The 11,294-nt window shown below is 73.7% G+C and carries 12 protein-coding genes; 2 read left to right on the forward strand and 10 right to left on the reverse strand.

What is annotated here, in order from left to right:
* Positions 1–103 precede the first annotated feature (103 nt).
* From ftsR to ACVKXF_RS13225, 4 genes are all read right to left on the reverse strand, one after another.
* Complete coding sequence (ftsR, locus tag ACVKXF_RS13210) at positions 104–808, reverse strand: transcriptional regulator FtsR (protein WP_123312968.1); 705 nt, start codon at positions 806–808, stop codon at positions 104–106.
* On the reverse strand, positions 808–1,287 hold the full coding sequence (locus ACVKXF_RS13215) for an FHA domain-containing protein (protein ID WP_111085805.1): 480 nt from the start codon (positions 1,285–1,287) through the stop codon (positions 808–810). Before ACVKXF_RS13215 ends, ftsR begins: the two co-directional genes overlap by 1 nt.
* A 113-nt stretch (positions 1,288–1,400) precedes the next feature.
* Positions 1,401–2,405: a FecCD family ABC transporter permease gene (locus ACVKXF_RS13220; protein WP_456795968.1), complete on the reverse strand. Its 1,005-nt coding sequence runs from the start codon at positions 2,403–2,405 to the stop codon at positions 1,401–1,403.
* A 2-nt stretch (positions 2,406–2,407) separates the two neighbouring features.
* Positions 2,408–3,442, reverse strand: a complete 1,035-nt coding sequence (locus ACVKXF_RS13225; RefSeq protein ID WP_123312969.1) for a FecCD family ABC transporter permease — start codon at positions 3,440–3,442, stop codon at positions 2,408–2,410.
* Between the two features lie 178 nt (positions 3,443–3,620).
* Between ACVKXF_RS13225 and ACVKXF_RS13230 the strand changes: the two genes are divergently transcribed.
* The gene (locus ACVKXF_RS13230) at positions 3,621–5,147 is read left to right on the forward strand and encodes a S1C family serine protease (RefSeq protein ID WP_456795969.1); all 1,527 of its coding nucleotides are present in this window, start codon (positions 3,621–3,623) and stop codon (positions 5,145–5,147) included.
* On the opposite strand, the gene ACVKXF_RS13235 is transcribed toward ACVKXF_RS13230, so the two are convergent.
* Positions 5,144–6,307, reverse strand: a complete 1,164-nt coding sequence (locus tag ACVKXF_RS13235; RefSeq protein ID WP_456795970.1) for a hypothetical protein — start codon at positions 6,305–6,307, stop codon at positions 5,144–5,146. The genes ACVKXF_RS13230 and ACVKXF_RS13235 overlap by 4 nt on opposite strands.
* 353 nt (positions 6,308–6,660) lie before the next feature.
* Entirely contained in the window at positions 6,661–6,918 is a 258-nt protein-coding gene (locus ACVKXF_RS13240; protein ID WP_456795971.1) for a hypothetical protein, read from the reverse strand.
* 33 nt (positions 6,919–6,951) lie between these two features.
* Here ACVKXF_RS13240 and ACVKXF_RS13245 point away from each other — a divergent pair, with 33 nt between their 5' ends.
* A complete protein-coding gene (locus ACVKXF_RS13245; RefSeq protein WP_340197122.1) occupies positions 6,952–7,314 on the forward strand; it encodes an RNA-binding S4 domain-containing protein in 363 nt (120 codons plus the stop codon).
* Positions 7,315–7,327: 13 nt separating this feature from the next.
* On the opposite strand, the gene ACVKXF_RS13250 is transcribed toward ACVKXF_RS13245, so the two are convergent.
* The 4 genes from ACVKXF_RS13250 to ACVKXF_RS13265 all read right to left on the reverse strand — a co-directional run bounded on the left by ACVKXF_RS13250 (position 7,328) and on the right by ACVKXF_RS13265 (position 11,275).
* Positions 7,328–8,311: a DnaJ domain-containing protein gene (locus ACVKXF_RS13250; protein WP_340197124.1), complete on the reverse strand. Its 984-nt coding sequence runs from the start codon at positions 8,309–8,311 to the stop codon at positions 7,328–7,330.
* A 96-nt stretch (positions 8,312–8,407) separates the two neighbouring features.
* Positions 8,408–9,499, reverse strand: coding sequence for a winged helix DNA-binding domain-containing protein (locus tag ACVKXF_RS13255; RefSeq protein ID WP_456795972.1), 1,092 nt, complete (start codon positions 9,497–9,499; stop codon positions 8,408–8,410).
* A complete protein-coding gene (locus ACVKXF_RS13260; RefSeq protein WP_340197126.1) occupies positions 9,496–10,242 on the reverse strand; it encodes a phosphotransferase enzyme family protein in 747 nt (248 codons plus the stop codon). The genes ACVKXF_RS13255 and ACVKXF_RS13260 overlap by 4 nt, the downstream gene beginning before the upstream one ends.
* A 130-nt stretch (positions 10,243–10,372) precedes the next feature.
* Positions 10,373–11,275 (reverse strand): NUDIX domain-containing protein, encoded by a 903-nt coding sequence (locus ACVKXF_RS13265; RefSeq protein WP_456795973.1) that lies wholly within the window; start codon positions 11,273–11,275, stop codon positions 10,373–10,375.
* Positions 11,276–11,294: the final 19 nt, after the last annotated feature.

Raw genomic sequence — 11,294 nt, forward strand, 5'->3', positions numbered from 1 at the left:
ACTCCGACCGCTCCCGCGCGGGACATCCGACTCGGCGCGTCCGGCGTGTCGAGGATACGCCCCACCCACTGACGCACAAGCCCCCGCGGAGCACCGGAACGCATCATGCGTCGAGACGACCGATCGCCGCGCGGATGAGGCTCGAGCGGATGACCTCGAGCTGGACGGCGATCTCGCGTGCCAGTTCGGTGGCCTTCGCCCGCGACGTGGCGTCGCCCCGGCGGGACACGGGCATGAGCGCGGATTCGATGAGCCCGACCTCGCGCTCGGCGGTGCTGCGGAGCGTGCGCAGGTGGCGCGGCTCGATGCCCGTCCGCTGCAGCTCGACGAGTGCCTTGAGGACGGACACGCTGTCCTCGCCGTAGGTCTCGGTGGCGGGGAGCAACGAGGCGGAGACCGCGTCCGCCAGGAGCATCGGGGACGCTCCGGCCGCGCGCGCGGTCTCGTCGCGGGTGTACCGACGTTCGCGCCCGAGGATCGAGGGGCGAGGGGCGTCCCCACCACCGGGCAGGACCGGTTCGCGCCCCGCGTCGAGGTCGGCGAGGTAGTCCTTGATGACCTTGAGCGGCAGGTAGTGGTCGCGCTGCAGGCCGAGGATCACCCGGAGGCGGTCGACGTCGGCCGCCGAGAACTTGCGGTACCCGCTGGCCGTGCGGATCGGCGTGACGAGCTCACGCTCTTCGAGGAAGCGCAGCTTGGAACTCGACAGGTCCGCGAACTCGGGCTTGAGGCGAGCGAGGACCTGCCCGATCGTGAGCAGGTCCGGTGCCGCTGACCCCGCCCGGGCCGCAGCGGACCGTGCGGCCACTACGCGTTCGCCAGGCGCGCCAGGTCGACCCGGGACGCGTAGAACGTCAGACGGAACTTGCCGACCTGGACCTCGGCCCCGTCGGTGAGCGGCGCTTCGTCGATGCGTGCACCGTCGAAGTACGTGCCGTTCAGCGAGCCGTTGTCCTTGACCGTGAAGGCCGTGCCCTGCCGCAGGAACTGCGCGTGCTTGCGGGACACCGTGACGTCGTCGAGGAAGATGTCGGCGTCGGGGTGTCGACCGGCCGTCGTGACGTCGGAGTCGAGGAGGAACCGCGCACCCACGTTCGGACCGCGGCGCACGACGAGCAGCGCCGATCCGGACGGTAGGGCGTTGACCGCCTCGCGCTCTTCGGCTGAGACACCGGACTCGGCGGTGAGCGCCGCGCCCATGTCCATGCTGAAGGTCAGCGTGGTGTCGACCAGCCGCTGCTCCGGGGTCTTCTGACCGTCGGGCTGCGGGACCACTGGATCTGGCATCGGTGGACCTCCTCCTCTTGGCCCACCAGCGTATCGGAAAGGAGGGCTCCAGCGGCAGCCCCGAACTGGGCCTGTGGACGATCGTCCGCGGTGCGCGAACGCGCGGTCCGGGTTCAGCGACCGCGCGCGAGCAACCAGAGCAGGTACGGGGCGCCGACGACGCCCGTGACGACACCGACGGGCAGGGCGTTGCCGGGGATCGCGAACTGGGCGATGAGGTCGCTGCCGAGCGTGATCGCCGCCCCCACCGCGGCGGCCGGCCCGAGGGCGACGCGGCCGCCCCCGACGAGGCGACGGGCGATCGGCGCCGCCATCAGCGCGACGAACGACACCGGCCCCGCCGTGGCCACCGCGGCGGCGGTCAGGCACACCGCGGTGAGGAGCAGCAGCACCTTCGCGCGGTCCGGCCGGAGCCCGAGGGCCGCCGCGACCTCGTCGCCGAGCGTCAGGACGGTCAGGCGCGACGACTGCAGCAGGGCGAGCAGGAACAACACGACGAACGCGACAGCGAGCACCCCGACCAGGTTCCGGTCGACGGCGTTCAGGCTCCCGGACAGCCAGAGCAGCGCGGTGCCGGCCTGGGTGACGGTACCGCTGGTGAGCATCCACCCCGTGATGCTCAAGCAGATCGCCGCGACGCCGATCCCGACGAGCACGACCCGGTTGCCGGTGATCCCCCGGCGCCAGGCCAGACCGGCGATCACGACCGAGACGACGACCGCGCCGACCAGCACGACCGAGAACAGGGTGCCGCCGGAGGCCCCGAACAGCACGATCGCGGTGAGACCCGCCGCACTGGCACCCGAGGTGATGCCGATGACGTCCGGGCTCGCGATCGGGTTGCGGACCACGCTCTGCACGATGGCGCCGGCGACTCCCAGGCTCGCGCCGACCAGCACCGCACCGAGCACCCGCGGACCGCGCAGCTGCCCGATGACGAAGTCCGAGATGCGGTCGCCCTGACCGAACAGCGCGCCGGCCACCTGCGCCGGGGTGAGCGGGATCGAACCGACACCGAGTCCGACGAGCACCAGCGCGACGAGCACGACGACGACGGCCGCCAGGACCACGAGCTCGCGCCGGACACCGACGAGCGCGCCCCGAATGGACGTCGACACCGTCACAGGCCCCGCACCGCCCTCGACCGCACGAGCGCGATGAACACCGGCGCACCGATGAGCGCCGTGACGATGCCCACCTGCAGCTCGCCCGGGTACGCCACGACGCGCCCGATGACGTCGGCCACCAGCAACAGCGCCGGGGCGACGATCGCGGAGAGCAGGATCGTCCACCGGTGGTCGGGGCCGCTCAGGCGACGGACGGCGTGCGGCACGGCGAGCCCGACGAACGCGACCGGCCCGGCTGCGGCCACCGCGGACCCGGCGAGCAGCACCGTCACGAGTCCGCCGACGGCCCGCACGAGCACCACGCGCTGTCCGAGCGACGCCGCGAGCTCGTCGCCGAGGGCGAGGGTGTTGAGCGACCGTCCGAGGCCGAACGCGATCACGAGACCGATCAGCACGGGGGCCGTGATGATGCCCGCAGTGCCGAGGTCCTTGCCGGCGAGTGCGCCGACCTGCCAGAACCGCAGCTGGTCGAGCAGACTCGCGTTCGTCACGAGCACCGCGGTCGTGATCGACGACAGCGCGGCGGCGACCACGGCGCCGGACAGCGCGAGGCCGACCGGTGACAGCCCGCGGCGGGCGACGGCGGCGATCCCGTAGACGAGCAGTGCCGCGAGGGCAGCACCGACGAACGCGAACGGCAGGTAGGCGGCTGTGCCGCTCACCCCGAAGAGCGCGATGCCGGCGACCACGGCGAGGGCCGCACCGGAGTTGATGCCGAGGACGCTCGGGTCGGCGAGCGGGTTGCGGGTCACCCCCTGCATCACCGCGCCGGCGACACCGAGGGCCGCACCGGCGAGGAGCCCGACGACGGTGCGCGGGACGCGGTTGCCGAGCACGATCAGCCCGACCTCGTCGTTCCGCCCCGGGTGCAGGACGGTGTCGAGCACGGTGCCGAGCGGGATCGGCCGGGATCCGTAGGCGATCGACAGCGCGCACGCCACGGCGAGGACGACGACGGCCAGCACGGTCGCCCCGACCAGGCGGGAGACGGAGGCGGGCGCCGGAGGCGCGGACGTGGAGGAGCGCATGGGGAGTAAGGCAACCCTAACGGACGCCCACGCGACCGACCGGGCAGCGCACTCGGCGTCCCCCGAGCAAGCCCGGAGCATCCGCTGGGTCCGTTCATAGGCTCGTCATCGGATCGCCGCCTGTACTGGTCTCCATCGACACCCGCCCGGGTCGTCGAGGGACGACCGGAGAGCACCGATGAACGAGACCCCGAACCCCGCCGCCGACGCCGACCGCGAGCACGACGAGCAGGGCAGCGCCCGGACCGACGGCGCGGAGCAGCAGCGGCAGCAGCAGGCGTACGGGATGCGCTGGGAGGCACCGCACGCCGACCCCGCCACCCTCCGTCCGGCCTACGCCTTCGACGGCTCCGGCCCGTACCTGTACGGCCCGGACGGCTCCGGCCCGTACGCCTACTCCCCCGACGGCCGCGGCCCGTACCTGATCGGCAGCCCGGCACTCACCGGCACCCACCACGCCTGGGCGCACACCGCGGCGACGGCGAACCACCCGGGTGCGGTCACGAAGCGCCCGCGGCGCCTCGGGCTGATGATCGGCTCCGGGATCGCGGCACTCGCCATCGTGGGCGCCGCCGGCGGCACCGCACTGGGTCTGTCCTCGCAGAGCACGACGACCACGTCGAGCCAGTCGCAGGGCACCACGACGCTGCCCGACAGCGGATCCGGTACCGACGGCACCGGCAGCAGCGACGGGACGAACGGCTTCACGGTGCCCGGCGACGGCACCGGGAGCGACAGCGGCACCGGGACCGGGACCGGGACCGGGACCGGGACGACCCAGTCCCCCGCCACCGCAGCGACCGCCGCCCAGAAGAAGGGCGTCGTGACGATCAACACCGTCCTGAACTACGACGAGTCCTCGCAGGCTGCCGGCACCGGCATGATCCTCAGCGCGGACGGCACGGTCCTGACGAACAACCACGTCATCCAGGGCGCCACGAGCATCACCGTCACCGACGAGACCACGGGCAAGGAGTACAAGGCCGACGTGGTGGGCACCGACGCCACGAACGACGTCGCCGTCCTGAAGCTCGAGAACGCGTCCGGTTTGTCCACCGTCACGCTCGACGACGACGGCGAGCCGAGCACCGGCGACACCGTCACCGACGTCGGCAACGCGGAGGGCACGGGCAACCTCGTCGCCGCCGAGGGCACCGTCACCGCCACCGACCAGGACATCCAGGTGCAGAGCGAGTCCGGCACCGGCACCGAGTCGCTGTCCGGTCTGATCGAGATCGCGGCGGACATCGTCTCCGGCGACTCCGGCGGCCCCGTCGTCGACAGCGAGGGCGAGGTCGTCGGCATGGCGACCGCGGCGTCCTCGGGCACCGCGGACGTCACCGGGTACGCCATCCCGATCACCACCGCGAAGGCGATCGCCGAGAAGATCCTGGACGGGGAGTCGTCGAGCACGATCACCATCGGCCTGCCCGCGTTCCTCGGGGTCCAGGTCAGCAGCACCGCGGGCACGACGAGCGGTGTGGCCGTCGCCGGCACGGTCGAGGGTTCCGGGGCCGCGAGCGCCGGCCTGGCCGAGGGCGACACGATCACGAGCCTGGGCGGGACCACGGTCACGACCTCGGACGAGCTCACCGCCGCCGTGCAGTCGCACTCCGTCGGTGACAAGGTCGTGGTCGGCTACACCGACAGCACCGGCGCCGCCAAGACCGTCACCGTCACCCTGACCGCCGGCCCGGCCGCCTAAGCGGAAGGAAGCAGCGCCCGCACCACCGACCGGTACACGTTGGCCGGGGAGTCCGTCTGGAAGACGGTCTCCCCGGCCTCCGTCTTGCCCACCCGCGCGAAGCCGATCCCCTCGGCGCGCACGATCGTCACGGGCTTCGGCTTGCCCGGCCGCCGCAGGTACGACACCGTCCACGGCGCCGCCCAGAAGCGCGCGAGCCGCGGGTCCGCCTCGATGAGTGCCTCCGGCAGGTCCGGTGCGTCGGAGCCGCCGGCCAGCCGGCGGCCGAGCAGGTGCCCTGGCAGCGACCCCGTGCGGAACGGGAAGGTCCACGTCGGACCGATGCCGAGCCTCCCGGCCGTCAGCGCGACCGCGCGGTCCGGCGTGACGGACGCGACCACCGCGCCCGCCTCGGCGGTCCCGTCCACGACGGTCTGCGACCAGGCCTGGAGGCGCGACTCGCCACCGTCGGGCAGGTGCTGTTCCAGCGTGACCGGCTGGGCATCGCCCTGCCACGGTTCGAGCAGTGTCTGGGTCGACTCCGGCAGCGTGCCGAGCCGGCCGACGAGGCCCGCCTCGATGAGTTCGCGGCCCGCCGCCGTGCGGAGGAGCGTCGGGTTCCAGCGACGTCCGGCGAGGCTCTTGAGCGTGCCGACCGCGTCGGCGCTCAGGCGGGGGCCGTCGAGCTCCGGGCCGGGCACCGGGGTGGGCAGTGGTTCGAGGTCCCGCTCGGGGCGGACCGGGGACGGTTCGGTCGCGCGGACGCTCTCGAGGACGGCGAACACGAGTTCGTCGGTCTCGAGGAGTCGCGCCAGGGGCCGTTCGATCGTCAGGTCGACGCGGTGCCGGCCGGTGACGAAGAGCAGGTGTGCGCCGGCGACGTCGCCGTGTTCGTCGGGACGGACGTACTCGACCAGGCGCGCGGGAGCACCGGCGGCGGTCCAGGTGTCGCAGCCGACGAGCAGCAGGCCCTCGACGGAGCCGGGCAGTCTCGCGAGGAGCCCCGTGTTCTCGTCGCCGATCGCACGGTCGCTGGGGCGGGATCGGACGGTGAGGACGATGTCGTCGCCGGTGACGCGCAGGTCCGCCTGGGCTGAGTCCTCGCGGCGCCACTGGTCGGGGCGGCGGAGGGTGAGGCGGGCGGTGCGGTCCTCGGTGCCGAGCGGGACGGGGACTGCCATGGCACGAGGCTACGTCGGGTGCGGGGCGCGGAGGGGTGCGGCTCGCCGTGTGGGCGCGGGCGGGTGCGTGCGCCTCGCACGGTGCGGGTCTCGTCGCAGGGTGCGAGGTTGGCGGCTCCGTGCAGCGCAGCAAGCTCGCACCCAGCGACCTCGCTTGCGCGGACTGACGAACCCTGCACCGTGCGGGCGCGGCGACGCGAAACGTGCACGGTGCGTCTGCCGCCAACCGGTGCGAGGTTGGCGGCTCCGTGCAGCGCAGCAAGCTCGCACCGAGCAACCTCGCTCGCACGGCCTGACGAACCCTGCACCGTGCGAGCGCGACCAACGGCGCACGAACCTCGCACGGTGCGAGGTCAGCGGCGGGGCGCGCGCGGGGCCGGGGGCGGTGGGACGGGCTTCGCGGCGACGACGTCGGCGAGCCGGACCTCGACCAGGCCGCGGCGGGTGGCGATCGTCACGGTGTCGGGGCTGCGGGCGACGAGGTCTCCGAGGGCGTCCTGTGCACCGTCGCCGTGGTGCGCCCGGACGACGAGCCGGTCCCCGATCGCGGCGTCGTGCAGCACGCCGAGCGCTCGGGCCCGCGCGATCGCCGCCTGCTCCCCGGTGCTCACCCGCCCAGCGTAGGGGCCGCCTAGAGTGAGGGGATGGCCAAGGCTCGCGTGGACAGCTGGATCTGGGCGGTGCGGATCACCAAGACCCGCTCCGCTGCGACCGCCGCGTGCAAGGCCGGGCACGTCCGGGTGAACGGCGAGCGCGCGAAGCCCGCGCAGCCGATCGGCCCCGGCGACGAGGTCCGGGTGCGGCAGAACGGCTTCGACCGGATCGTCATCGTCACGGGCATCATCCTGAAGCGGACGAGCGCACCCGAGGCCGCGAAGCACTTCGAGGACAAGACCCCGCCGCGGCTCTCCAAGGAAGAGGCCGGGTTCGTCCCGATGCGTGACCGCGGTGCCGGACGCCCGAGCAAGCGGGAGCGCCGCGACCTCGAGAAGCTCCGCGGCTACTGACCCCCGCCGGACCTCAGACGAAGCGGACGGTCTGCTGCAGGCGGTCGCGGATCTCGAACACGTCGACCGATCCGGGCGGGGACCACACGCCGTTCAGGACCTGCCCGAGCGCACTGCGACGGACGACGAGCGCGGTCGGCTTCTTCGGGGAGCCGACGAGCTGCACGTCGACCTCGACGGCGGAGTCCGGCACGACGAGCAAGCGGCCGGTGAACCGCACCCGGGTCTGCTTCTGCACGGCACGGGCGGCGCGGACGAGCTCCTTGACCGGTCGTTCCCCCGGCGCCAGGGTCTCGCCGACGATGTCGCCGTGCTCCACCCGCACCGGGGCGCCCCAGTCGATCGACTCGACGGCCCAGAGTCCGCTCGGGGTCAGGACGGCGTGGTCGAGCTTGCCCTCGGCGCCGGCGTCCAGGTCGTGCCACACCGTCACGCCGATGCCCATGTCCGAGACGATCGAGGCGGTGGCCTCCTCGGCGAGTGCTTCGCCGAGCAGCCGCCTGATGTGCCGGGGCGCCGACCGGATGAGGGTGGGGTCGTAGGGGTCCTCGATGGGGTCGCCGAGTCCGACCCACTCGCGTTCCGCCTGCAGGAAGACCTCGCGGGAGCGTCCGCCGGGGTGTCCGTGGGACCGCGCGCGGGGGCGGGTGTCGCGACGGGCTGACGGAGGTGCGTAGGCGTCGCGACCGGAGTCGGGCCTCCCGGTCGACGAACCGGACGCACCCGACGCACCGGACGCACCGGACGTGCTGAACGGCCCGGTACCGCTGCTGCCGAACGAGCCGCGGGAGCCGGCGTCGTAGGCGCGGCGCGCAGCGGGCGTGCCGATGCGTTCCCAGGCGAGCTGGACGCGCCGGAAGTGCTGCGCGTCACCGCCGAGGTCGGGGTGGGATTCGCGAGCAGCGCGCCGGTAGGCGCGGCGGAGCGCGTCGTCGTCGGCGGTCGCGGGGACGCCGAGGACTTCGTACGGGGTGGCGTCGGCCGGGCTGTCGGTCATGGCCCTGCGACATTACCCGAGGCAGGGTACGAGTCCGCCGCGTGGTTGCTGGGGACGGCCTGGAGGCTGGGATGGACTCGACACCACCGGCTGCGGTCAGCGGCTGGTCGCCTCCACCACCCCGAACGCGACGGGCGCATCGAGGAACCGCGCGTACCGTGCGGCGGCCGCCTCGAGCGCGCGCACCGCAGCGGTGTCGAGTGCCGCGAAGGGCGTGACGGTGACGAGGACCCCGCCGGCGCGCTCGGTCCGCTTCCAGGTGCCGACGACCCGACCGCGGACGACGGCCATGGGCAGGAACATGCCGTTGGCCCCCGGCACCACCCGGTCGGCGTGTGCGGGGTCGAGCTGGGCGGAGCGGTCGGCGTACCCGAGCAGGTACTCGTCGAACCCGGGCAGCAGGTGCCCGGTGGGTGACCCGCCGGTGGTGGGACGGTCGGCCAGCGCGAGGAGTCCGTCGCCGAGGTCCTCGACGGCGTCGCCGGCTGCGGCTCGGGCACGGCGGAGGTCGCGGAGCGGGAGCTTCGTCCAGCCGGCGGCGTCGGTCTCGGTGGCGGGACCCCGGCCGCGCAGGTAGCCGACGAGGACGCGGCGGAGTGCTTCGTCGCGGTCGGGGACCTCGGCGGCCGCCGGTGCCCACTCGTCGAGGAGCACGAGTCCCTGGCCGACGCGGGCGGTGGGTCCCCAGGCGACGAGTCCCTCCTGCGAGAGCTGCAGCAGCAGGTGGTAGCCGCGGCCGGCGGCGGGGTCGATGCCGGCGGCGCGGTACTCCTCGAAGAGTTCGTCGCGGACGAGGGCACGACCGCCGGAGAGCGCGGCGACGGTGGTGTCCCGTGCTCGGTCGAGCAGGGGCCGGTCGATGCCGAGTTCGGTGGCGCGCCGGGCGATGCTCCGCAGGGTCCGTTCGGCGGTCAGGGAGAGCAGGAGTCGCAGGTCGTCGGGGCGCACGGCGTGCAGGGTTCCCCGCATCGGCCAGGAGCGGACGAGTGCACCGCGGTCGAAGGCGGCGCGGACGTCGTCGCGGGTCGCTCCGGGTGCGCGGACCCCGATGGCCCAGAGCGCCTGGCCGAGGTCCTGCCCCTGCACGGCGGTCATCCGCTCGACGGCGGCGGTGGGGTCGAGCCCGGGGACCGCGATCCCCTGCGCGGCGAGCCGCAGCGTGCGGAGCTGCGCAGGGGTCGGGGTCACGCGACGGCGGCGGCGATGGCGTCGGCGTGCTGCTCGAGGTAGGCGACGTCGGCCCGGTACAGGTCGGCGTGCCCGTGCGCCAGGTCACTGACGAACTTCGGGTTGCCCGCGGCGGCCTCCGTCTCCATGGTGGTGACCATCGCGACGAGGGACGCGGTCATCGTCTCGGCGAGGACGCTGCGGGAGCGGGCGTCGAGGTCGTAGGCACGGCAGAACTCCGCGGCACGGGCGAGCCTGTCCTCGAGGGCGGGGGCGGTCATGCCCTCGACGGCCCCCGTGGTGAACGGGGCGAACCGGTACACGGCACTCGCGACGTCCCAGACGCGGGGCCCAGGGTGGGCGGTGTCGAAGTCGATGAGCCCCACGGCCTGGATGCCGTCGTAGACGCAGTTGTACGGGGCGAAGTCGCCGTGCACGATCGTCTCGACGGGTGTCCGCTCGGCCTGGGACCAGCAGTCCCGCGATGCGTCCAACGGATAGGTGGCTGCGGCGTCGTGGAACTGCCGGAGCAGCCGGGCGCTCGTGACGAGGGCGGCTTCGCTCGCGACGTCCTCGGTCCACGGGTACTCCCCCGCGACCCCGGGGACGAACGACACCGTCTCGAGGGTGTCGCCGTGCTCGATCGGCTCCGGTGCCGCGACGAACCCCTGTTCGTGCAGGTGTGCGAGCAGCCGGTGGACGGTCGGTGTCCACGGCCCGGCCGGGCGGTGGACTCGGTCGTCGGCCCTGGTGATCCGCTCCATGGAGAACCTCCTGTGTGTGCGTCTCCGTTGACGTCCGGCCAGCGTACCGACGAGTGGGTCCGCTCGTGACACAGCGGTGTGAACAACACGTCACGGCGAGTGACACGGCGCGCCGTGTCACTCCGCCCCGCTAGGACTGGTCGCGCAGCCAGGACGGTCCGTGCACGACGGCGCCGATCGCCTCGACGCGGGCTCGGAGCTCACGGTCGGCGGTGACGACCACGACGGGGCCGTCCCCCGCGTCCACCGCGGACTGCGCAGCCGACACGATCGCGTCGTCGCCGGAGCCCGGAGCCTGCACGACCTCGACCGGTCCGGACCCGTCGGTCCCGTCCGCCGAAGCACCACGGGCTGCACCCTCGAGCACCACCGTCCACCGCGGCCACCACCGGGCGAACGGCAACGCGAGCAGGTCGGCCGGCACCCCGGACGCGGCGAGCGCCGTCACCGACGACAGCAGGCGCGCAGCGGCGCCCGCGCGGTCCTTCCACCACCCGTCGGGCACGCTGCCGACGACGTTCGCGGCGTCGACGACGATGTGCGGCGTGGTGGTGATGGACGCGCGGAGGGCCGGCCACGACCTGCCGAACCCGGGGTGCAGCGGGAGGTCGTCGACGTCGTCGACGGGGATCCAGGAGAGCGCGATGCTCTCGCGGTCCGCGATGACCGGTTCGAAGGGCCGGGAGGCGCGCCCCACGACGGTCGTGTAGGTCCAGAACCCCAGGTCGAGCAGTGCGGTGTGGCGCAGGTCGACGCCGTCGTGCGGCACCCCGGCTTCCTCCGCGGACTCGCGGAGTGCGCCGGTGACGGCGTCCTCGCCCTGGTGTCGTGCGCCGCCGGGGATGCCCCAGGTGCCGCCGTGGTGGCTCCACTCGACGCGGTGCTGCAGGAGCACGCGTCCGGCGCCGTCGTCGACGAGCAGTCCGGCGGCGCCGAAGAGTCCCCAGGCCTTGGTGCCGTCGGGGCCGACCGCCCAGGCGTCGCCGGGGTCGCGGGGGCCCGGGGGCGGTCCGGGAGGCGTGGTGTCTGGCACCCGTCAACCCTGTCACACG

Source organism: Curtobacterium sp. PvP017, from assembly GCF_054060195.1.

Bases quoted from the DNA above. Each gene is read 5' to 3' on its own strand.
- ACVKXF_RS13215 (WP_111085805.1), bottom strand. From the start codon at position 1,287: ATGCCAGATCCAGTGGTCCCGCAGCCCGACGGTCAGAAGACCCCGGAG.
- ACVKXF_RS13225 (WP_123312969.1), bottom strand. From the start codon at position 3,442: ATGCGCTCCTCCACGTCCGCGCCTCCGGCGCCCGCCTCCGTCTCCCGC.
- ACVKXF_RS13230 (WP_456795969.1), top strand. From the start codon at position 3,621: ATGAACGAGACCCCGAACCCCGCCGCCGACGCCGACCGCGAGCACGAC.
- ACVKXF_RS13235 (WP_456795970.1), bottom strand. From the start codon at position 6,307: ATGGCAGTCCCCGTCCCGCTCGGCACCGAGGACCGCACCGCCCGCCTC.
- ACVKXF_RS13245 (WP_340197122.1), top strand. From the start codon at position 6,952: ATGGCCAAGGCTCGCGTGGACAGCTGGATCTGGGCGGTGCGGATCACC.
- ACVKXF_RS13250 (WP_340197124.1), bottom strand. From the start codon at position 8,311: ATGACCGACAGCCCGGCCGACGCCACCCCGTACGAAGTCCTCGGCGTC.
- ACVKXF_RS13260 (WP_340197126.1), bottom strand. From the start codon at position 10,242: ATGGAGCGGATCACCAGGGCCGACGACCGAGTCCACCGCCCGGCCGGG.